Annotated in this window: 19 protein-coding genes; 13 read left to right on the top strand and 6 right to left on the bottom strand. The window is 73.0% G+C overall.

What is annotated here, in order from left to right; genetic code table 11:
- Positions 1–8: 8 nt before the first annotated feature.
- From C1J01_RS22925 to C1J01_RS22895, 7 genes are all read left to right on the top strand, one after another.
- Complete coding sequence (locus C1J01_RS22925) at positions 9–998, top strand: AAA family ATPase (protein ID WP_111181030.1); 990 nt, start codon at positions 9–11, stop codon at positions 996–998.
- A gap of 3 nt (positions 999–1001) precedes the next feature.
- Positions 1002–1898 carry a DUF58 domain-containing protein gene (locus tag C1J01_RS22920; RefSeq protein ID WP_111181029.1) on the top strand — a complete coding sequence of 299 codons (897 nt, stop codon included), beginning with the start codon at positions 1002–1004 and terminating at the stop codon, positions 1896–1898.
- Between the two features lie 22 nt (positions 1899–1920).
- Entirely contained in the window at positions 1921–2925 is a 1005-nt protein-coding gene (locus C1J01_RS22915) for a VWA domain-containing protein (RefSeq protein ID WP_111181028.1), read from the top strand.
- Positions 2926–3984, top strand: a complete 1059-nt coding sequence (locus tag C1J01_RS22910; RefSeq protein ID WP_111181027.1) for a VWA domain-containing protein — start codon at positions 2926–2928, stop codon at positions 3982–3984.
- A 139-nt stretch (positions 3985–4123) separates the two neighbouring features.
- A complete protein-coding gene (locus tag C1J01_RS22905; protein WP_111181026.1) occupies positions 4124–4507 on the top strand; it encodes a GntR family transcriptional regulator in 384 nt (127 codons plus the stop codon).
- Positions 4507–5355: an ABC transporter ATP-binding protein gene (locus C1J01_RS22900; RefSeq protein ID WP_111181025.1), complete on the top strand. Its 849-nt coding sequence runs from the start codon at positions 4507–4509 to the stop codon at positions 5353–5355. The genes C1J01_RS22905 and C1J01_RS22900 overlap by 1 nt, the downstream gene beginning before the upstream one ends.
- Before the next feature lies 1 nt (position 5356).
- Positions 5357–6022 carry an ABC-2 transporter permease gene (locus tag C1J01_RS22895; protein ID WP_181448916.1) on the top strand — a complete coding sequence of 222 codons (666 nt, stop codon included), beginning with the start codon at positions 5357–5359 and terminating at the stop codon, positions 6020–6022.
- A 75-nt stretch (positions 6023–6097) separates the two neighbouring features.
- Here the strand turns inward: C1J01_RS22895 and C1J01_RS22890 are convergent, their stop codons facing one another.
- From C1J01_RS22890 to C1J01_RS22870, 5 genes are read right to left on the bottom strand one after another with little or no spacing between them, the layout of a single operon-like run.
- On the bottom strand, positions 6098–7093 hold the full coding sequence (locus tag C1J01_RS22890; RefSeq protein WP_111181023.1) for a quinone oxidoreductase family protein: 996 nt from the start codon (positions 7091–7093) through the stop codon (positions 6098–6100).
- Between the two features lie 37 nt (positions 7094–7130).
- Positions 7131–7490 (bottom strand): hypothetical protein, encoded by a 360-nt coding sequence (locus C1J01_RS22885; RefSeq protein ID WP_111181022.1) that lies wholly within the window; start codon positions 7488–7490, stop codon positions 7131–7133.
- Positions 7487–8347, bottom strand: a complete 861-nt coding sequence (locus C1J01_RS22880; RefSeq protein ID WP_111181021.1) for a DODA-type extradiol aromatic ring-opening family dioxygenase — start codon at positions 8345–8347, stop codon at positions 7487–7489. The genes C1J01_RS22885 and C1J01_RS22880 overlap by 4 nt, the downstream gene beginning before the upstream one ends.
- Positions 8340–9146, bottom strand: coding sequence for a citryl-CoA lyase (locus tag C1J01_RS22875; RefSeq protein ID WP_111181020.1), 807 nt, complete (start codon positions 9144–9146; stop codon positions 8340–8342). Before C1J01_RS22875 ends, C1J01_RS22880 begins: the two co-directional genes overlap by 8 nt.
- Positions 9139–10305 (bottom strand): CaiB/BaiF CoA transferase family protein, encoded by a 1167-nt coding sequence (locus C1J01_RS22870; RefSeq protein WP_111181019.1) that lies wholly within the window; start codon positions 10303–10305, stop codon positions 9139–9141. Before C1J01_RS22870 ends, C1J01_RS22875 begins: the two co-directional genes overlap by 8 nt.
- Before the next feature lie 168 nt (positions 10306–10473).
- Here C1J01_RS22870 and C1J01_RS22865 point away from each other — a divergent pair, with 168 nt between their 5' ends.
- The 5 genes from C1J01_RS22865 to C1J01_RS22845 all read left to right on the top strand — a co-directional run bounded on the left by C1J01_RS22865 (position 10474) and on the right by C1J01_RS22845 (position 18184).
- A complete protein-coding gene (locus tag C1J01_RS22865) occupies positions 10474–11922 on the top strand; it encodes an amidohydrolase family protein (RefSeq protein ID WP_111181018.1) in 1449 nt (482 codons plus the stop codon).
- 69 nt (positions 11923–11991) lie between these two features.
- Entirely contained in the window at positions 11992–12792 is an 801-nt protein-coding gene (locus C1J01_RS22860; RefSeq protein ID WP_111181017.1) for an IclR family transcriptional regulator domain-containing protein, read from the top strand.
- A gap of 139 nt (positions 12793–12931) precedes the next feature.
- Positions 12932–14920: a M14 family zinc carboxypeptidase gene (locus tag C1J01_RS53160; protein WP_111181016.1), complete on the top strand. Its 1989-nt coding sequence runs from the start codon at positions 12932–12934 to the stop codon at positions 14918–14920.
- A gap of 83 nt (positions 14921–15003) precedes the next feature.
- Positions 15004–17580, top strand: a complete 2577-nt coding sequence (locus C1J01_RS22850; protein WP_111181015.1) for a M14 family zinc carboxypeptidase — start codon at positions 15004–15006, stop codon at positions 17578–17580.
- Between the two features lie 103 nt (positions 17581–17683).
- Entirely contained in the window at positions 17684–18184 is a 501-nt protein-coding gene (locus C1J01_RS22845) for a GNAT family N-acetyltransferase (RefSeq protein ID WP_111181014.1), read from the top strand.
- A 60-nt stretch (positions 18185–18244) separates the two neighbouring features.
- Here C1J01_RS22845 and fusA read toward each other — a convergent pair whose 3' ends face one another.
- Positions 18245–20260, bottom strand: a complete 2016-nt coding sequence (fusA, locus tag C1J01_RS22840; protein ID WP_111181013.1) for an elongation factor G — start codon at positions 20258–20260, stop codon at positions 18245–18247.
- Between the two features lie 357 nt (positions 20261–20617).
- On the opposite strand from fusA, the gene C1J01_RS53155 reads away from it, so the two are divergent.
- Positions 20618–20746, top strand: a complete 129-nt coding sequence (locus C1J01_RS53155) for a hypothetical protein (RefSeq protein ID WP_268958736.1) — start codon at positions 20618–20620, stop codon at positions 20744–20746.
- The last annotated feature ends 225 nt before the right edge of the window (positions 20747–20971 follow it).

The following is a 20971-nucleotide window of genomic DNA, read 5'->3' as shown; positions in this document are numbered from 1 at the left end:
GGGACACCATGACCTCGACGACGTCCCCCGAGCCGGCCCATCCGCTCGAACACGTGCTGTTCGAGGTCAAACGCACGATCGTCGGGCAGGACGTCCTGCTGGAGCGCATGGCCGTCGCGCTGATCGCCGACGGCCACCTGCTCGTCGAGGGCGTGCCGGGCCTGGCCAAGACGCTCGCGGTGCGGTCGCTGGCCGCCGCGATCTCCGGGAGTTTCCAGCGCGTCCAGTTCACCCCCGACCTGGTGCCCGCCGACCTCGTCGGCACGCGGGTCTACCACCAGCACTCCGGGGAGTTCAGGACCGAGCTCGGCCCGGTGTTCGCGAACCTGCTGCTGGCCGACGAGATCAACCGCGCCCCCGCCAAGGTGCAGAGCGCCCTGCTGGAGGTGATGCAGGAGCATCAGGTGACGATCGGCCGGGAGACGTTCCGGGTGCCGGAGCCTTTCCTCGTCATGGCGACGGAGAACCCGATCGAGTCGGAGGGCACCTACCCGCTGCCCGAAGCGCAGGTCGACCGGTTCATGATGAAGGTGGTCGTCGACTATCCGACGCAGGCCGAGGAGCAGGCGATCGTCGGGCGGGCGCTGCGCCCGCCCGAGCCGCCGCAGCCGATGGTGACGGCCGACGACCTGGTCGCGATGCGGGCCCGCGCCCAGCAGGTGTACGTGGATCCGGCGATCGTCGACTACGCGGTACGGCTGGTCTCCGTGACGCGTTCTCCCGCGACGGCCGGGCTCGGCGAGCTGGAACCGTACGTCACCTACGGGGCGAGCCCGCGGGCGTCCATCGCGCTCGTCACGGGCGCCCGGGCGCTGGCGTTCCTGCGCGGCCGCGACTACGTCCTGCCGCACGACCTGTCCGAGCTCGCGCTCGACGTGCTGCGCCACCGCCTCGTGCTGTCGTACGAGGCCCTCGCGGACGACGTCGACGCCGACACGATCATCACGAGGGTGCTCGGTGCCGTCCGGACGCCCGACGTCGTCCTGCAGAACCGCTGAGCCATGGCCACCGCCCCCGACAAACTCCTGCTCCGCCTGGAGTGGAAGGTCGTCCGCAGGCTCGACGGCCGGCTCCAGGGCGCCCACCGCACCGCGTACCGCGGCTCCGGGATCGACTTCACCGGGCTGCGCCCCTACGGCGCCGGCGACGACGCCCGGCACATCGACTGGAACGTCACCGCGCGGCTGGACGAGCCGCACCTGCGCGTGTTCACCGAGGACCGCGAGCTGACGGTGTGGCTCGTGCTCGACCGGTCGGCGTCGATGGCGGCCGGCCGGCCGGGACGCGGCAAGCACGACGTGCTCGCCGAGCTCGCGCTCGTCCTGGCCCGGCTGTTCGGCCGGGGCGGCAACCGCGTCGGCGCCCTCCTGTTCGACACGGGGATGTTGCGCGTCGTGCCGCCCGGCACCACCCGGCGGCACGCGCTGCGGATCGGCGCCGAGCTGGAACGCACCCGCGACCGCACCGCAGGGGCGCGCGGCGGCGCCACCACCGACCTGGCGGAGATGCTCGACGCGGCCGGACGGCTCGCCCGCCGCCGCGCGCTCATCGTCGTGTTGTCGGACTTCATCGGCGACGGCGACTGGGAGCGCTCGCTCCAGCGCCTGGCCCGGCGGCACGAGGTGGTCGCGCTGCGGATCGTGGACAGTGCCGACGACGTGCTGCCCGAAGCCGGGCTGATCGTGGTCGAGGACGCCGAGACCGGCGAGCAGCTCGTCGTCGACTCCGCCGACCCGCTGCTGCGGGTCCGCTTCCGCGAGGCCGTCGACGCCCGTGACGCCCGGCTCGCGGCGGGCATGCGCCGGGCCGGGGTGCCCGTCCACCGCGTCGACACCGACCGCGACCTGGCCGAGGCGCTCGTCGAGGTCGTCGCCCGGACCAGGGACCGGTCGCCATGACCGCGGTCGTCGGAGGAGCCTCGTGACCCTTTCGTCCCCGCTGCTGCTGGTCGCCGGACTGCTCGTCACGGCGGCGCTCGCCTGGGCCGCCGTCGTCTCGGCCCGCCGCCGGGTGGCCGCGCTCACTGCGGCCGGCCTCACTGCGGCCGGCGGCACCGTGGCGGGCGGACGCCGGGCGTACCTCGGAGCCGGCCTGACGATCGCCGGCGTCGGCATACTCGCGATCGCCACCGCGGGACCGGCGGCCATGGTGCCGGTCCCGCGGACCGCGGGCACCGTCATCCTCGCCATCGACGTCTCCAACAGCATGGGCGCCGACGACGTCGCCCCCACCCGGCTGGCGGCCGCGCAGCGGGCGGCCCGCGCGTTCGTGGCGGCGCAGCCCGGCAGCGTCGACATCGGGGTCGTCGCGTTCGAACGGGGCGCGCTCACCACCGCGCGGCCCGACGCCGACCACTCCGTCGCGCTCAAGGCCATCGACCGCCTGAAGGTCACCGGCGGCACCTCGCTGGGGGCGGCCATCATGGCCTCGCTGTCGGCGATCACCGGCAAGCAGGTGGCCCTCGGCCGCGACGACGACACTGCGCCCGACACTGCGCCCGACACTGCGCCCGACACTGCGCCCGACATCGGCTACTGGCCGTCCGCGACGATCGTGATGTTCTCCGACGGCCAGAACCAGGGCCCGGACCTCGAACGGGCCGCCCAGGTGGCGCAGAAGGCGGGCGTCCGCATCCACACCGTCGGCGTCGGCACCACGGCCGGGGCGACGGTGCAGGTCGACGGCTACCACCTGCAGACCTCGCTCGAGGAGGACACCCTCACCTTGATCGCGCAGACCACCGGCGGCGCCTACCATCCCGCCTCCGACGCCGCGCGGCTCGACGGGATCGCCGACACGATCGACCTGCGGCTCACCGTCTCCGACGAGCCGCTGCCCCTCGCCGGCGCCCTGATCGGGCTGGCCCTCGCGCTGCTCACCGCGGGAGCGGCGCTCACCGTGCTGCGGTCCGGGCGGGTGATCTGAATGACGTTCTCCTGGCCGTGGGCGCTGATGTCCGTCCTGGTCGTCCCGCTGCTCTTCGCCATTCGCTGGTGGGCGCGGCGCCGCCGCCGGCGGGCCGCCGTGCGCGTCACCTCGATCGCGCTGGTACGCAGCGCCCTGCCCGGCCGTACGCGCTGGACGCGGCGGATCCCCCCGGCGCTGTTCGTCGCCGGGCTCGCGGTGCTGGCGGTCGGCGCCGCGCGGCCGCAGGCGTCGGTGCCGGTGCCGCAGACGTCGGCGACGATCCTGCTCGCGCTCGACACCTCCGGCTCCATGTGCTCCACGGACGTCGACCCCAACCGCATCACCGCCGCCAAGAAGGCCGCCGCGGAGTTCATCGAGTCGCAGCGGGGCGGGCCGCGCATCGGCCTGGTCACCTTCGCGGGCACCGCGGGCCTGCTCGTGCCGCCCACCGACGACACCGACGCGCTGATCGAGGCGCTGGACGACCTCACCGTGGCCCGCGGCACCGCGATCGGGCAGGCCATGCTCACCTCGATCGACGCGATCGCGGAGGTCGACCCGTCGGTCGCCCCCACCGGGGCGAACCCGCGCGGCGGCGGGGAAGGCTACGCCGGCGCCGCGATCGTCGTGCTCACCGACGGCGCCAACACCCAGGGGGTCGACCCCGAGACCGCCGCAGAGGAGGCGGCCCTGCGCCGTGTCCGCGTCTTCACCATCGGCTTCGGCACCACGGACCCGGCCCCGATGGTGTGCGAGAACTCCCAGTTCGACGGCGGCTTCGGCGGCTGGGGCGGCGGCTTCGGGGGCGGGCGCGGCCGATTCGACGGCGGCCGTAACATCCGGCTGATCGACGAGCCCGCACTCAAGCAGATCGCCCGGACCACCGGCGGCTCCTACCACCGCGCCGAGAACGCCGGCCAGCTCCAGAGCGCCCTCGACTCCCTTCCCGGCAGCTTCACCGTCGTCCGGCAACAGGTCGACACGTCCGCCGCCTTCGCCGCCGGCGGCGCCGTCCTCATCACCGCGGCCCTGTCCCTGTCCCTGTGGTGGAACCGCCCCCGGACCCCGGCCCGCTGACGACGGCGCTGTGCCTGCGCCACCTTTCCTGAGCCGGGTCCCCGTACGACCCGCGCCGAACACTGTATATATTGCCTATGTACAGTATGAGCAGTCGCAAGGGTGCTGTGACGCCGATTCGCCGTGAAGGGGTGCGCGCGTGCGCGTGGTGATCTCCAACTCCTCGGGAGTGCCGATCTACGAGCAGATCAAGCGCCAGGTCGTCGCCGCGATCCTGGCCGGAGATCTGCCGCCCGGCTCCCCCCTGCCGTCGTTGCGCGCGCTCGCCAGAGACCTGCGGGTGAGCATCATCACGACCACCCGGGCCTACAACGACCTGGCTCAGGAGGGCTACATCGCCAACGTGCAGGGCAAGGGGAGCTTCGTTCTCCCACGCAGCCCGGAGCTGGTCCGCGAGCAGCTCCTGCGCGAGGTCGAGGAGGCGCTGTCCGCCGCTCTGAGCCGTGCGCGCACCGCAGGCCTGACCCGTGACGAGCTGGTGGAGATGCTCGACCAGCTCCTCGAACTTCCCAAGGAGGCGTGATGGCCGTCGAGAACGCCATCGAGATCCGCGGCCTGACCAAGAGCTTCGAGGGGTTCACCCTCAGAAATGTCGACCTGGTGCTCCCGCGCGGTTACGTCATGGGCCTGGTGGGGCCGAACGGCTCCGGCAAGACCACGTTGATCAAATGCCTGCTCGGCCTGCTCCACGCCGACTCGGGCACGGTGAGGGTGCTGGGCCGGGAGGTGACGCCCGAGACCGGCGGGCACCCCGGCGTCGGCGCCGTTCTGGACCGTGCCACATACGCGGAGGACTGGAACCTCGACGAGGTGGGCCGCGCGGTCGGCATGTTCGGCCCGGCCTGGTCCACCGAGCGTTACCGCGCGCTCCTCGACCGGTTCGGCCTGGACCGCAAGCGAAAGGTCAAGGACCTCTCGCGCGGCATGACGACCAAGCTCATGGTCGCGGCCGCCCTTGCCCGCGACGTCGAGCTGCTCATCCTGGACGAGCCCACGTCCGGGCTCGACCCCACCTCACGCGAGCAACTGCTGGAAACGCTCCAGGACGTCCTGGTCGACGACCGCCGCGCGGTCCTCTTCTCCACCCACATCACCGCCGATCTGGAGACGATCGCCGACCACGTGACGGTGCTGCTCGGCGGCGAGGTGTTCGCGGCGGCGACGACGGACGAGCTCCTCGACGCCTACCGGCTGGTGCGTGGCGGACCCGCCGACCTGTCGCCGGCGCTGCGCGAGGCGCTGGTCGCCGTACGCGAGCATCGCAGCGGCTTCGAGGGCCTGGGTCCCGCCGCCGACCTGGCCGGTCTCGACGATGTCGTCGTGGAACCGGCGAGGCTGGACCAGATCGTCGCCTACCTGGGACGGAGCTGACATGACCCCCGTGATTCGCGCCATCCGGCTGGACCTGCTCGCGCTCAGGCCCTACCGCCGCACCCTCGCCCTGATCCCCGTACTGGCGGTCGGCGTCTCCCTGTACCAGGGCGACCCGCGCGTCGCGCCCGCGATGCTGCTCGCCTACCTCGTGTTCGGGCTCAACTACCCGTTCGCGCTCGCCGACAGGTTCGGCCTCGACATTCTCTACGCCGGCCTGGGCCTGCGGCGCCGCGACGTCGTCGCTGCCCGCTATCTCACCGCGGCCGTGGCCGTGCTGATCGCCGGCGCGGTGGGGATGCTGCTCAGCATCGTCCAGTCGGCGGTCACCGGCCGGGACCTCGACCTGAGCGGCCTGCTCCTGGTCACGGCCGCCGTGCAGGCCGGTGTCGGTGTCGTGGTGGGCGTCCAGTTCCCCTTCTACCTCAAGTTCGGCTACATGCGGTCCAAACTGCTGTCCTTCATCCCGCTGCTGCTGGTGCCGGTGGCCCTCCCGGTGCTCGGCTCGCTGCTGCCTGAGGGCGCGTTGGCGACGCTGGAACGGGTGGCCGCCGTGGCCACCGCCTCCTCCTCGGCCGCCGTCGCCGTCCTGCTCGTCCTCGCCGTGGCGGCCCTGGCCGGGTCCTATGCTGTGGGCCTGCGCCTCTACACCGCGAAGGACCTCTGACCAGCACGCCTGTCCGGGCGGGGCGCGGCCCTTGAGCCGGGCCGCGCGTCCGGCCTGACGTCCGGGAGCCCCCCGTCAGGCGGTGCGGAGGACGATGCGGCCCTTCGCGGTGCCGTCCGCCTGGCGCTGCCACGCCTCGGTGACCTGGTCGAGCGGCATCACCTCGTACGCCACCGCCAGCCGGCCGGCCGCCGACTGCTCGGCGACGTGGGTGATGGCGGCGGTGCGCTGCTCGCGGGTGAGGGAGGTGTTGGTGTAGCCGAGGATCCGCAGTGAGCGGCTGCGCAGGGTGGAGGAGTCGAGCGCGCACGTCTCCGACGCCGAGCCGCCCAGGTTGACCAGCCGGCCGCCCTCGCGCAACGTGCGGGCCGCCGCCGCGGCCGGCACGCCGTAGAGCGGGTCGAGCACCAGGTCCACGGGCCCGTCGCAGGCGGCGTTCAGCCGAGCCGCCAGCTCGGCCACCTCCGCCGCCGTCCCCGTCCCGGTCGCGGCGTGCGCGTCCTCGCAAGGGCCGAGGGGGACTACGGCGTCGGCGCCCGTCCGGCGGGCGCGTTCGAGAGCGGCCGCGGAGCGGGCCGCCGCGATCACGCGGCGGGCCCCCGCCAGGCGGGCCAGCTGCACCGCGGCCTGGCCGACCACGCCGCCCGCGCCGAGCACCAGCACCTGTTCGCCGGCGCGCAGCTCCCCGCGCCACGTCAGCGCCATGTACGCCGCCACCGCCGATAACCCCAGCGCGGCCACCGCGTACGGGTCCGCCCCGGCGGGCAGCTCCACCAGATCCTCCGACCGCGCCAGGGCCACCTCCGCCATGCTCCCGTCGCCCGGCGCCATCCCGGCCGAGGCCGGGAACCACACGAGCCGCCCGCCGGCGGTGCCGACCCCCTGCACTCCCGGCACGTACGGCAGGTCCGGCACGCCGAAGTACGACGTGCCGCCCGCGCACAGCAGGTCCAGCGGGGTGATGGGCGCGGCGGCCACCCGTACGGCCTCCCAGCCGGGCCCGGGTGCGGGCACCGGCCGGTCGGCGGGGACGGGCGGCCGGGCGCACGACTCGATCAGCGCGGCCCGCATGACGCCTCCCCGGCCCGGTGGTCTCGATGCGTGGTCATCAGGTGGCGATGTCCGGGTACGGGAGCGTCATGTGGGACAGGCGCCGCGCGTACTCGGTCTGGAAGCCGAGCGGCGGATGGTCGCGTTCGAACATGGCGATGAACAGCGTCAGCGTCAGGAACGGATGCGCCCCCAGCTCGAACAGCTTCGGGTAGTCGTGGGCGGCCAGCGCCTCCCGCTCGACGTCGTCGAAGCGCAGCCACGTGGACGACTCGCCGGCGTGGCAGCCGAGGATGCGGTTGGCGTACTCCGACTCCCACCACTCGACGGTGGCGCGCGGCTCCTCGCGGTAGCGTTCCACCAGCTCCGGGTCGCGGTCGACGGTGAACAGGAACTTGTTCAGCAGGTACTTGCTCACGGCCGGCCTCCCGGGTACCAGGTGAAGTACGCCTCCATGGTGTGAAAGAGGTCGTAGGTGTCGACGTAGTCGGCTTTGCGGCCTTCGCCGGCGACGCCCATCATCAGCATGAAGTCCATGAACCCGTGGGTGGCGTTGCCCGGCAGGTGCAGGCTGTCGAGGGTGACCTCCGACAGGCACCCCTCGAGGTCGCCGGTCGAGATCCACTCCACGGCCTTGCGGTCGAACTCCGGGTCGGGGCCGTGCGGCCCGAACTGCCGCGGCCCGCCCAGCTCCAGCGACAGGTGGCCGGTGCCGATGATCGCCACCCGCTGGTCGGACGGCCACGACTCGACGAGCTGCCGGATCGTCCGCCCCAGCTGCACGAACCGTGAGGGCCGCGGCAGCGGCGGGGCGAAGATGTTGGTGTAGATCGGCACGATCGGCAGGTCGTTCTGCGGGCGCAGGGTGATGATCGGGCACGTGATCGAGTGGTCGATCCGCAGCTCGTTGGAGAACGCCAGATCGAACCCGGCGTCAATCCCCTCGCGCAGGATGTACGACGACAGGTCCTCCTGCCCGGTGAAGAACATCCGCGGCAGGCCGAACTCGCGTTCCTCGTTGTAGAAGTTCGCGTCGTAGAAGGGCGCCTTGCCGACGAGGAACTGCGGCATGTTGTCCAGCCAGAGCTGGTGGAAGTGGTCGGAGCCGACCATGACCAGCACGTCCGGCCGCGCCCTGGTCAGGGTCTCGCGGAACGCCTCCACCTTGCGCACCCACTCGTCGGCGAACGGCGGGCGCTCCTCTCCGGTGGCGGTGCTGGCGCGGTAGTAGAAGGGATGGTGCGTGGACGCGATGACCGCGACGACCTCAGCCATGCGATTCTCCAGTAGGGAACGGCTCGGGCGGGATGGACCTGTTGTTCAGGTCCACCGACAGGAAGATCTCGTTGGCCACGGGACGGCGCAGCTCCTCGGCGAGCTGCCCGATGAGGCCCGCGGTCCTGGCCAGCAGTGCGAAGCCGCGCAGCAGCTCCAGCGGCAGCCCCAGGTCGGCGAGCGCGGCCCCGCAGACGCCGGCGCCGTTGAGCGGCAGCGTCCGGTTCAGCACGGCGGGGTGCACGCGGCCGATGGCGGCGAACAACGACAGATGCGGCCCGATCAGGCCCTCCTCGGCCGCGATCTCGAACAGCCGCGGTGTGCGCGGGTCGCCGTCCTTGTGCACGTGGTGACCCAGCCCGGGGATGAGCCTGCGCTGCTGCCTGCGAGCGCGGACGGTCCGCAGGGCGAGCTCGTCCCAGCCGGCGTCGTCACCCGGCAGCGGGTCCTGCGCGGCCACCACCTCGTGCAGGAAGCGCCCGCAGTCCTCGGTGACGCCGAGGAAGCGGGAGCCGCCGCCGAGCAGCCCGGCGGCCAGCGCCCCCTGGACGGAGTCGGGCGCCGACAGGTACGTCAGCCGCGTGACGATCGCGGTCGGCGTGAACCCGTGGTCGGCCAGGGCGGCCAGCACGGCCTCGAACACCCGGGTCTCACCGGGTGACGGGCGGCGCTGCGCGGCCAGCCAGAACGCCAGCTCGCCGAAGCCCACCTCGCCCATCACCTCGGAGGCCAGGTCGTGGCCGAGCAGCGTGATCGACGTCGGCGTGGACGCCCCGAGGGCGGTCGGGTACTCAGGCATCCTCGCCCCCCGACGCCAGCCACGCGCGCAGCTCGGCGCCGTGCTCGTCCAGGCCGGGCGGCGGCAGGCGGTAGCCGGCGGGCGTCTCGGAGAAGCGGATCGGGTGCCGCGTGGTCGGCACCGCCTTGTCGCCCTCGCCGACCACCACGACCGGGTCGAGCCCGAACCGTTCGGCCATCGCGAAGCCGCCGTCGATGGTGTTGATGGGGCCGCTCGGGATGCCCGCGTCGACCAGCAGCTCGAACCACTCCTGGGCCGGTCGGGTGACGAGCCGTTCGACCAGGATCGGCCGCAGCTCCTCCCGGTTGGCCGTGCGGTCGGCGTTGCGCGCGAAGCGCGGGTCGGCGGCGACCTCGGGGATGCCGAGCACGTCGCACAGCTTGCGGAACTGCCCGTCGTTGGCCGCGGCCACGATCAGCTCGTGGTCGGCCGTCGGCAGCGGCTCGTAGGGGAACACGCTCGGATGCGCGTTGCCCATCCGGTACGGCACCACGCCGCCCGCCACGTACGCCGAGCTCTGGTTGACCAGGCCCGTCAGCGCCGACGACAGCAGGTTCACCTCGACGTGCTGGCCCTGCCCGGTGGCGTCGCGGTGGCGCAGCGCGGCCAGGATGCCGATCACGGCGTGGTTGCCCGCCATCACGTCGAACACCGAGATCCCGGCCCGGTACGGCGGCCCGTCCGGCTCTCCGGTCAGGCTCATCAGCCCCGACATGGCCTGCACCATCAGGTCGTACCCGGGCACCCGCGCCCCCGCACCCGAGCCGAAGCCGCTGATGGAGGCGTACACGATGCCGGGGTTGCGCGCGCTGACGGCGGCGTGGTCGAGGCCGAACTTGGCCAGGCCGCCGGGGCGGAAGTTCTCCACCAGCACGTCGGCGCGCCGGGCCAGCTCCCTGGCCAGCTCCGCGTCGCCCTCGTCCCGCAGGTCGAGCGCGATCGACCGCTTGCCGCGGTTGACCCCGAGATAGTACGTGGACACCTCGCCCCGCGCCGGCGGCGTCCACGACCGGGTGTCATCGCCGTTCGGGCCCTCCACCTTGACGACGTCGGCGCCGAGGTCCGCCAGCAGCATCGTGGCGTACGGCCCGGCCAGCACCCGGGAGAAGTCGGCCACCAGCACGCCGGACAGCGGCCCGGCTGCCACGGTGTCAGTCATGTACCATCCATCCTCGCGTCCGTCCAACGGACGTATGTCCGCTCCAGTGATCCCAGCACTATCAAGCCGCCGCGTCAACCACCTTGACAGCTCATCCGCCGCTCATCACAGTTGCGTTGACCGTAGAGCGGACAACTGTTCGCCGCGGAGTCCAGCGAGGAGCGAGCCATGAACGAGTTCGAGGCAGGACGGCCCGTGGTGCTGCGCGGCGGCACCGTGCTGCCCATGGACGGGCCGTCCGAGGGCGGCAGGCGAGTGCTGGAGCACACGGACGTCCTCGTCACGGGGGACAGGATCGCCGCCGTGGGCGCCGGGCTCGAGGTGCCGGAGGGCACCGCCGAGATCGACGCCTCCGGCGGCATCGTCATGCCCGGCATGATCGACACCCACCGGCACATGTGGCAGACCGCCCTGCGCGGCTACGGCGCCGACTGGACGCTGACCCAGTACTTCGTCTGGTTCTACCTGGAGCACGGCAGGCTGTTCCGGCCCGAGGACGTGCACGCCGGCAACACGCTGGCCGCGATCGAGGCACTGGAGGCCGGCGTCACCACCGTCGTCGACTGGTCGCACGGGCTGCGGACGGTCGAGCACGCCGACGCCGCCGTGGACGCGCTGCGGGCCGTCCCCGGCCGGTACGTGCTCGCGTACGGCAACATCCAGCAGCCGCCCGCCGAGTGGACGGCCGCGCCCGAGTTCCGCGACTTCGTCCGCCGCCGCGTCACCGGCGACGACATGCTGGGCTTCCAGATCGCCTTCGACGTGCTGGGCGATCCCGCCTTCCCGGAGAAGCCCGCGTTCGAGGTGGCCAGGGAGCTCGGCGTCGCGGTCACCACGCACGCCGGCGTCTGGGGCGCCACCAGCGACGAGGGCATCCGGCTGATGCACGAGCACGGCTTCATGACCCCGGAGACGATCTACGTCCACGCCGCCTCGTTGTCGGCCGACTCCTACCACCGCATCGCGGCCACCGGCGGGTCCGTGTCGGTCTCCACCGAGAGCGAGCAGAGCGCCGGCCAGGGCTACCCGCCCACCTGGACGCTGCGCGCCCACGGCATCCCGGTCTCGCTGTCCATGGACACCAGCGTCTGGTGGAGCGGCGACCTGTTCTCCGCCATGCGCGCCACGCTCGGCGCCGACCGCTCGCGCGAGCACCTGGAGGCGCAGACCAAGGGCGAGACGGTCACGCACTGCGCCCTGCGCGCCGACCAGGTCGTCGACTGGGCCACCCGGGGCGGCGCCCGCGCGCTCGGCCGCGACGACCTCGGCGTGATCGAGCCCGGCCGGAAGGCCGACCTCGTGCTCATCAAGAACGACCACTCGCCCGTGTCGTTCCCCCTGCTCAACCCGTACGGGCACGTGGCCTTCCAGGCGCAGCGCGGCGACGTGCACACCGTCGTCGTCGACGGGCGGGTGGTCAAGCACGAGCACCGGCTGCTCGGCGTCGACCTCGCCGCCGCGCGCGCCCAGGTCGACCGCACGATCGAGTACCTGCGCGGCGCGATGGGCGAGGAGGCGTGGGCCAAGGGCATGAACCCGGACATCCCCACGGCGAAGGTCCTCGACAACCCGTACACCTACACCGACTACCGCAGTGACGCCACGCACCGCCTCTGACCGGACGCTGTGCGGACGGGCGACCGTCTAAAGTCGGACCCGGACGTATCCGAGCTAGCGAGGGTGTACATGGCACGTGGTGAGACCGGACCTGACTTCATCGAGGCGCTGGCCCGCGGCCTCGATGTCATCAGGGCCTTCCAGCCCGGACGCCCGGTCATGTCGCTGACCGAGGTGGCGGCCGCGACCGGCCTGGCCCGGCCGACGGCCCGCCGCATCCTGCTCACCCTCCAGGAGCTCGGCTACGCCCGCGCCGAACGGGGCGGGTTCGCGCTCACGCCGCGCGTCCTGGAGCTCGGCGTGTGCTACGTGCGCTCCATGGGCCTGTGGGAGGTCGCCCGCCCCCACCTGGAACGGCTCGTCGCGCAGACCAACGAGTCGTCGTCGATCGCCCAGCTCGACGGCTCCGACATCGTCTACGTCGCGCGGGTCGCCGTGCCGAAGATCGTGGCGCTGTCGGTCCAGGTCGGCACCCGGTTCCCGGCGTTGCAGACCTCGCTGGGCAAGGTGCTGCTGGCCGCGCTGCCGCCGGCCGAGGTGGAGCGGGTGCTGGCCGAGCCGAGCCGTTCGGGCATCGAGCCGCGCTGGCGTCCCGACGCCAGGGAACGCGAGGCGGTGCTGCGCTCGGTGCGGGCCAAGGGCTGGGCGATCACCGACGAGCAGCTCGCCCTCGGCATCAGGTCCGTGGCCGCGCCGCTGCGCGACGGGCTCGGCAACGTCATCGCCGCCGTGAACGTCAACGCCCACGCCGCCGAGACCTCCCTCGAGAAGCTCACCGAGGAGCACCTGCCGCTGCTGCTGAAGACGGCGAGCGCGATCAGCGCCGACTTCGCGCTGTACGAGGCGGTGCCGCAGGTCACCGCGTCCTGATCCGTCCTTCGTCCTCTTGGGTCTTGCCCGTGGGAGCTTTGTCAGCTTTCAATGATCTCCACACGAAAGATCCGGGAGGGTCCGAATGCGTGGTTTACGGGCGTCCACAGTCGCCCTGATCGTCCTTGCAACGACATTCGTGGCGGCGCAGCCGTCCACGCCGGCCGTGGCCGCCGGTCCGACCGACCCGGAGCCGGCCTCGCTGGTCACGCTCTCGGTGCCGGACCAGGCCGCGATGGAACGGCTGGTGGCCTCGGGCGCCGACCTCACCGAACGGGTCCGCCCGCAGGCCGACGGCAGCGTCCAGATCGACGCCGTCGTCACGGAGAGCCAGCTGGAGGCGCTGCGCCCGCTGGGCGCCACCCTCGCCTCCGAGGCCCCGCAGTCCCCGCCGCAGGCCAGGGCGAAGGCCGCCGCCCCGCAGGACCAGATCGTCATCGAACGGGCCGTCTGGTACGAGTCCCGCGACGGATACTTCCTGTCGGTCGAAGCCTCCAGCAGCGCCGCCCAGGCGGCCGACCTCACCGTCTCCTGGCGCGGCAAGAAGGGCACGACCGGCCAGGCCGAGATGGTCGCCTACATCGACGCCGGCCAGTACCTGGGACACCAGTTCAGCACCCCGGTCCCGGCCGAGAACCAGCCGCAGTCCATCACCGTCACCTCGGCGGGCGGCGGCAAGGCCGAGGCCAAGGTCCGGGAGTGGCCCGACGGCGACAAGCCCGACCGGGCCTCGCGCGGCTACCAGAAGGACTTCATCACCCAGTACATGACGCCGGCGCAGCTCAACGAGCGCGTCAAGGCGCTGCACCGGCGTTACCCGAAGCTCACCGACCTCATCACGCTGCCGTACAAGACCAACGGCTACCGGCGGCACGCGCAGGCCGTGCTCGGCACCCCGCCCGCCGCGGCCGTGGTCGTCACCTCCAACGCCTACGGCTCCGAGGGCGGCAACGACCTGAGCGTCGAGCTGGTCGATCCGGGCGCGCCCGGCCGGCCGCTGCAGGTGAGCCTCGACGGCAAGCTGGTCACCGTCAGCCTGGCCACCGACGCCTCCGGCGCGCTCGTCAGCACCGCCGCGCAGGTCGCCGCCGCGATCAACGCCGCCTCCGGCACGCCGGTCAAGGCGTCCGTCTACCGGACGGACCCGGGCGCGGGCGTCATGGCCCCGGCGCCGGCCACGCAGCTCGACGACTTCCTCAACGCCCCGGCCGACGTCTCCCGTGAGCCCGCCGAGGTGCTGGCGCTGCGCATCGGCGTGCACCGCGACGGCTCGCGCACCGGCGTGCTCGCCTACGCCCAGGAACACGCCCGCGAATGGGTGACGCCGCTGGTCACCATCGAGGCCGCCGAGCGGCTGCTGCGCAACTACGCCGGCGACAAGGCCACCCGGCGCCTGCTGGAGCGCACGGACGTCTTCATCGTCCCGGTCGTCAACCCCGACGGCGCGAACTACAGCTTCTACGACTTCAACTCCCAGCGGAAGAACATGACCAACCACTGCCCGCCGCAGCAGTCCGACCCGGCGCTGCGCAACCAGTGGGGCGTGGACGTCAACCGCAACTACGCCGCCGGCTCCGTGCACGACGGCTATGTCGGTGGCTCGGCCAACTGCCAGAGCGGCTCGTACGCCGGCCCGGCCGAGCACTCCGAGCCCGAGAGCCGCAACGTCATGTGGCTGGCCGACACCTACCGCAACATCAAGTTCGCCATGAACGTGCACAGCTACGGCGGCTACTTCATGTGGCCTCCGGGCGCCTACAAGGCCGAGGGCCGCGTCACCCTGCCCCGGCCGACGCCCCAGGAGGAGGAGTTCTTCCTCGACTCGGCCCGCACGATCGAGGAGGCCATCGTCGCCGAGCGCGGCACGGTCATCTGGCCGCAGTACACCGGCCCGGTGACGGACGTGCTGTACTCGGCGGCCGGCAACTCCGCCGACGAGCTCTGGTACGACTACGGCATCTACGGCTGGGACTTCGAGGTCGGCGCCGACCTGTGGAACTCCGAGACGAGCAGGTGGGAGCCGGTGGGCTTCCAGCCGCCGTTCAGCGAGGGACACCAGGAGGCGATGGAGTTCGCCGCCGGCCTGATCTCCCTCATCGGCATCGCCGCCGACTACCGCGACCGCTGATCCGCGCCCGCCGGCGGCGCCACGGCGCCGCCGGCGGACCGGCACGCTGATCTCCCTCGACACGCACCCTGGAGGAACTTCCCTTGCGCTTACCCACCGCCCTTCTCGGCGTGGCCGTCTCGGCCGCGCTCCTGGCCTTCCCGCAGTCCGCGCAGGCCGATCCCGCCGACCCGCAGCCCCCGGCGGTGCGCGACTTCGGCAACGGCCCCGAGCGGAACGAGGTGGCGGCCGGCCTGCCCGAACAGGCCGGCACGCTGCGCGCTCCGCAGGCTGACAAGCGGCCCGCCCCTAACTGGCCGTCCCACGACAACGGCTACCCGCGCCGGACGCGGCTGCCGGAGCCGGCGGAGAACCCGGCCGACGCCTCGATCAAGCTCGGGCTGGTGCCGTACCACGCCATCGCGCCCAAGCTGAACGAGCTGCAGCGGCGCAGCGACCGCGTCAGCGTCGAGGTCTTCGGCCGCAGCCACCAGGGCCGCGACATGTACCTCGTCACGGTCACCGCGCCCGAGAGCGCCGCCGAGGCGCGCGAGCAGGCCCGCATGCGCGAGCGCATCGAGAACGACCCGGCCGCCGCCGCCCGCGACCGCGGCCTGAGCAAGCGGTACAAGGCCCCCGTGTACGTCAACGCCAACATCCACGGCAACGAGTGGGAGGGCACCGACGCCGTCCTGCGCACCGTCGAGGAGCTGGCGACCAGCACCGACCCGGCCGTGGCCGACCTGCTGTCGAAGACGCGGCTGTACTTCAACGTCACCGCCAACCCCGACGGCCGCGTCAACAACCAGCGCGCCAACGGCGCCGGGTTCGACCTCAACCGCGACTTCATCACCGCCTCCCAGCCCGAGACGCGCGCGATGCGCCAGGTGATGACGGACACCCAGCCGGTCGCCATGATCGACCTGCACGGCTACGTCAACGGCACGCTCATCGAGCCGACCACGCCGCCGCACGGCGCCAACTACGAGTACGACCTGTTCATCAAGAACACCTACGCCAACGGCCTCGGCATGGAGGCCGCGGTCAACGGCCTGGGCTACACGTTCGAGAAGGACGGCGTGCGCCCGGCGCAGATCCCGTTCAGGGACGACCCCGAGGGCTGGGACGACTGGCCGCCGATCTTCACCCCGCAGTACGCGCCCTTCCACGGCGCCGTCGCCTCGCACACCGTCGAGATCCCGCTGCGGGTCAACAACGCCGACTACGCCAACCTGCCGGTCGAGGAGCTGCGCCGCCGCTCCGCGATCAACACCGACGTGGCCGCCGCCGCCATCCGGGCGACGTACACGTTCGTGCACTCGCGGCACCAGCAGCTGGTCGCCGACCAGATCGAGGTGTTCCGGCGCGGCACGGCCGGGGAGCCGGCCAAGGAGGTGCCACTCGGCATCGTCCCCGGCTTCGGCCCCGAGGACGTCTACACGACGACCTACCCGCGCGCGTACGTCATCCCGGCGGGCTCCGGGCAGCGGTCGGCGACGGCCGCCGCGCGCCTGGTGGACCACCTGATCGCCAACGACGTCCGCGTCGAGCGGGCCGAGCGCTCCTTCCGCGTCGGCCGCACCACCTACCCCGAGGGCTCGTACGTCGTGGACATGCGCCAGCCCAAGCGCGGCCTGGCCAACGTCATGCTGGAGCCCGGCCACGACATCTCGCCCCGGGTCGACGCCATGTACGACATCTCCGGCTGGAGCCACGCCCTGATCTGGGGCGCCACCGTGGAGCCCGTCGACTCGCTGCGGGTGAAGGCCGAGCCGGTCAAGGCCGCGGCCCCCACCGGCTCCGTGCCGCGCACCTCCGGCCCGCTCGCGCTGAAGGTGGGTGACGCCAAGGAGGTCATGGCGCTCAACGACCTGCTGGCCCAGGGCGTCGAGGTGACGTGGGGCGACGACGGCACGGCCGTCGTGCCCGCCTCCGCGCGGACGGCCGCCCGGACGGCCGCCGAGCGCTACGGCGTCGCCTTCACCCCGGCGCGCCGCCCCGGCGGCACCCCGCTCACGCAGGTGCGCATCGCCGCCGCGGCGTCCGCCGACGAGCTCTACACGCTGCGCGAGATGGGTTTCTCCGTGACGCCCGTCTCCACCCAGGTGCTCAACGACGGGTTCGACTGGAGCGCGACGGACGTGCTGTTCGTCTCCAGCGGGCTCAACCACGCCCAGCTCTCCCCGGAGGCCAGGACGGCGCTCGACGCGTTCCTGACCACCGGCGGCGTGGTCACCCGCGGCGGCACCGGCACCGCGTTCAACGCCGCCGCCGGGCTGCTCACGGTGACCGGGGTGGCCGGCCGGAGCGACGCCAACGGCGTCGTCAGCACCGTCTCCTCCGACGGCCCCGTCGGCGCCGGCTCGCCCGAGCACTCGTTCGTCTACTCGCCGCGCTGGTTCACCGGCCTCGGCCCCGAGGTCCGGGTGGAGCAGGCGTACGCGGCGGACGGGCCGCTGGTCTCCGGCCACTGGCGGGCCGACCAGAACGGCATGGGCGGCCCCGAGCAGGCCCGCGGCCAGGCCGCCGTGGTCAGCGGCCGGGACGAGCGGGGCGCGGCCGTGGTGATGTTCGGCACCGAGCCGATGTTCCGCAACCACCCGAAGGGACTCTTCCCCCAGGTGGCCAGGGCGCTGTACTGGTCGTCCTCCGTCACGGGGGCGGCCGTCACCACGCCGTAGCCGCCGGTGCGGCCGGCGGGCTGGTGTGGGCCCGCCGGCCGTGCCCTGCTAGGGTCTCGATCATCCACTGAGCCTTCCGGGTCCCGCCCGGGAGGCTTTTTTCATGTCCTCTCCATTGACGATCTCCGTACGTCCCGCCACGGCCGCCGACCGGCCCGTCGTCGAGCGGCTGTGGCTGATGTTCCGGCATGACATGTCGGAGTTCCAGGGCGGGCTGCCCGAGCCGGACGCCACCTTCCGCGGCGAACGCCTCGCATCGGCGTTCGCCGACCGCGGGTGGGCGGCGTACCTGATGGTGAGCGGCGACCGGCCCGCCGGGTTCGCGTTCGTGCGCGGCCTCGACGGGCCCGTCCGGGTGCTCAACAGCTTCTTCGTGGTACGCGCCGCCCGCCGGGCCGGGGCCGGGCTGCGCGCCGTACGCGACGTCGTGGCCCGGCACCCCGGCCCGTGGGAGGTCGCCTTCCAGGACGCCAACGCGGGGGCGGTGGCGTTCTGGCGGCGCGTCGCCACGGACCTCGCCGGCGACGCCTGGACGGAGGAACGCCGCCCGGTGCCCGGCCGCCCCGACGCGCCACCCGACGTATGGATCTCCTTCACCACCTGACCCCGGCCCGTCTTCACCACGGACCGGGCCGGACCCGTCCGGCTGGGCCCGGCCCGTTCTTCAGCGTGCCGGCGCGTAGCTGGCCGGGCGGGTGGTGAACGTGCCCCGGCCCTGGGTGCGGCTGCGCAGCCGGGTCGCGTACCCGAACACCTCGGCCAGCGGCACCACGGCGGTGACGACCACCGCGCCGGCCCGCGCCCGCGAGCCCGAGATGCGGCCCCGCCGCGCCGTCAGGTCGCCGAGCACACCGCCGGCCATGTCGTCCGGCACGGTGACCGTGACCTCGACGACCGGCTCCAGCAGTCGCAGCTCGCAGGAGCGCAGCGCCTCCCGCAGCGCCAGCCGCCCCGCCGTGCGGAAGGCCAGGTCCGAGGAGTCCTTGGTGTGCGTGGCCCCGTCGGTCAGCGTCACCCGCACGCCGGTCACCGGATGGCCGCCGAGCGGACCGGCCGCGAGCGCGTCCCGGCAGCCGGCCTCGACCGCCCGTACGTACTCGCGCGGCACCCGCCCGCCGGTCACCGTGGAGGCGAACGCGAACCCGCCCTCCTCCAGCGGCTCGACGTCGATCACCACGTGGGCGAACTGGCCGGCGCCGCCGTCCTGCTTGACATGCCGGTACAGCAGCCCGCTCACCCCGCGCACGACCGTCTCCCGGTAGGCGACCTGAGGCCGGCCGACGTTCACCTCCAGCCGGTGGTCGCGGCGGAGCTTCTCCACCGCCACCTCCAGGTGCAGCTCGCCCATCCCGGACAGCACGGTCTGCCCGGTCTCGGCGTCGCTCCGCACGGCCAGCGACGGATCCTCCTCGGCCAGCCGCGCCAGCGCCGCCGCCAGCCGGTCGCCGTCGATGCTCCGGCGGACCTCGACGGCCACCGACACCACCGGCTCGGTCGCGCCCGGCGGCTCCAGCAGCAGCGGCGCCTGCGGCGCGCACAACGTCGTGCCCGCGCGGGCCGCCTTCGGCCCGACGAGCGCCACGATGTCGCCGGCCACCGCCTGCTCGGCCTCGCTGTGCCGGTCGGCCTGAACCCGCAGGATCCGGCCGGCCCGCTCGGTGCGGCCGGTGCCCGCGTCCAGCACGGTGTCCCCCTTCCGCAGCGTTCCCGAGTAGATCCGCACGTACGTCAGCCGCCCGGTCGCGGTCGCGGTCACCTTGAACGCCAGCGCGGCCAGCGGCGCCGCCGGGTCGGCGGGACGCACCTCGCCGTCCTGGCCGCGCACCGCGGGCACGTCCAGCGGCGAGGGCAGGTAGCGCACGACCGCGTCCAGCAGCGGCTCCACTCCGCGGTTGCGGTACGCCGAGCCGCACAGCACCACCACGCCGTCGCCCGTCCGGGTGAGGTCGCGCAGCGCGGCGGTCAGCGTCGCCTCCGACAACGACGGCTCGGAGCAGAACTCCTCCAGCGCGCCCGCGTGCAGCTCCGCCACCGCCTCCTCCAGACGGCGACGCCGCTGCCGGGCCTGCGCCAGCAGGTCGTCCGGCACCGGGCCCGCCTGGCAGACGTCGCCGTCCCAGACGAGCGCGCGCATGCCGACGAGGTCCACCACGCCGGTGAAGCCGTCCTCGCGCCCGATCGGCAGCTGCACGACCAGCGGCGCCGGATGCAGCCGCCGGCGGATCGACTCCACCGCCGCGTCGAGGTCGGCGCCGGCCCGGTCGAGCTTGTTGACGAACGCGATGCGCGGCACGCCGTGCCGGTCGGCCCGCCGCCACACCGACTCGCTCTGCGGCTCGACCCCGGCGACACCGTCGAACACCGCGATCGCGCCGTCGAGCACCCGCAGCGACCGCTCGACCTCGTCGGAGAAGTCGACGTGGCCCGGGGTGTCGATGACGTTGACGCGGTGGCCGTCCCAGTCGCAGCTGACCGCGGCGGCGAAGATCGTGATGCCGCGTTCGCGCTCCTGCTGGTCGAAGTCGGTGACGGTGGTGCCGTCGTGCACCTCGCCGCGCTTGTGGGTGGCTCCGGCGAGGTAGAGCATCCGCTCGGTGACGGTGGTCTTGCCGGCGTCGACGTGGGCGAGGACGCCGATGTTGCGGACAGTGGCAAGGGGACTGGTGAGGCGAGCACGCATGGCCCATGAACCCTTTCGGGATGGTCGTGGTGGGACAGCGCGATCAGCCCCGGCGAGGGGGATGAGGCGTCCTCGTCAGGGCGTCGTCCAGTGACGGCCGCGCAGCCGGCACCGGAGCGACCGAGACATCAGGATCACCTCGTGGCGCGACGGGAGGACGACGGCAACGGTGCGGTGGCGCACGGCCGGCTCCTCTCTCTCGTCTCGCGGTCGCAGCGATCTTAACCACCCCCGCCCCACCGTGGGAACCGGTTTTCCGAACGTTCCCCACACGACCTCTGGCGCCCGCCCTGCCGCCCGCTCCTGCGGACAGCTCATACCAGTCGCCCGTGCCGGCCGCTCGTGCTGGTCGCTCGTGTGCACGTCGACCACGAGACGACGCTGGAACAGCCGCGGGTGATCGACGCTCGGCCCGAGGCCGGCGAGAAGCTCGGGTTTTCGGCCGGGCTGCCGATCGCGCATCGGTCGCATGCGCCGGTTTCGTGAGCTGTTTCCTCGCGCCGCTCTAATGGCGCGGTCTCTGGAGACCGGTCCCTTGGGGCGATGGCCGCCTGAACGTCACCACGCCGACGTCTGGCTGCCCCCGACGCGCGGCGCGGCCGTCATTTCCGCATGTCGACATAGGTGCGAGACCCCTCCAGGGAAGGACGCGCTCCCATGACGACCTCTCTCGCCCCCGGCTCCTCCCACGCCGCACCCCTCGCCCCGGAC

Source organism: Nonomuraea aridisoli (assembly GCF_003236395.1).
Lineage (GTDB): Bacteria > Actinomycetota > Actinomycetes > Streptosporangiales > Streptosporangiaceae > Nonomuraea > Nonomuraea aridisoli.
The sequence above is the reverse complement of the archived record's forward strand: the minus strand, read 5'-3'. Positions and strand labels throughout refer to the sequence as shown.

Coding starts and splice junctions, on each gene's coding strand:
- C1J01_RS22925 (WP_111181030.1), top strand. CDS start 9: ATGACCTCGACGACGTCCCCCGAGCCGGCCCATCCGCTCGAACACGTG.
- C1J01_RS22920 (WP_111181029.1), top strand. CDS start 1,002: ATGGCCACCGCCCCCGACAAACTCCTGCTCCGCCTGGAGTGGAAGGTC.
- C1J01_RS22910 (WP_111181027.1), top strand. CDS start 2,926: ATGACGTTCTCCTGGCCGTGGGCGCTGATGTCCGTCCTGGTCGTCCCG.
- C1J01_RS22900 (WP_111181025.1), top strand. CDS start 4,507: ATGGCCGTCGAGAACGCCATCGAGATCCGCGGCCTGACCAAGAGCTTC.
- C1J01_RS22895 (WP_181448916.1), top strand. CDS start 5,357: ATGACCCCCGTGATTCGCGCCATCCGGCTGGACCTGCTCGCGCTCAGG.
- C1J01_RS22890 (WP_111181023.1), bottom strand. CDS start 7,093: ATGCGGGCCGCGCTGATCGAGTCGTGCGCCCGGCCGCCCGTCCCCGCC.
- C1J01_RS22880 (WP_111181021.1), bottom strand. CDS start 8,347: ATGGCTGAGGTCGTCGCGGTCATCGCGTCCACGCACCATCCCTTCTAC.
- C1J01_RS22875 (WP_111181020.1), bottom strand. CDS start 9,146: ATGCCTGAGTACCCGACCGCCCTCGGGGCGTCCACGCCGACGTCGATC.
- C1J01_RS22870 (WP_111181019.1), bottom strand. CDS start 10,305: ATGACTGACACCGTGGCAGCCGGGCCGCTGTCCGGCGTGCTGGTGGCC.
- C1J01_RS22865 (WP_111181018.1), top strand. CDS start 10,474: ATGAACGAGTTCGAGGCAGGACGGCCCGTGGTGCTGCGCGGCGGCACC.
- C1J01_RS22860 (WP_111181017.1), top strand. CDS start 11,992: ATGGCACGTGGTGAGACCGGACCTGACTTCATCGAGGCGCTGGCCCGC.
- C1J01_RS22845 (WP_111181014.1), top strand. CDS start 17,684: ATGTCCTCTCCATTGACGATCTCCGTACGTCCCGCCACGGCCGCCGAC.
- fusA (WP_111181013.1), bottom strand. CDS start 20,260: ATGCGTGCTCGCCTCACCAGTCCCCTTGCCACTGTCCGCAACATCGGC.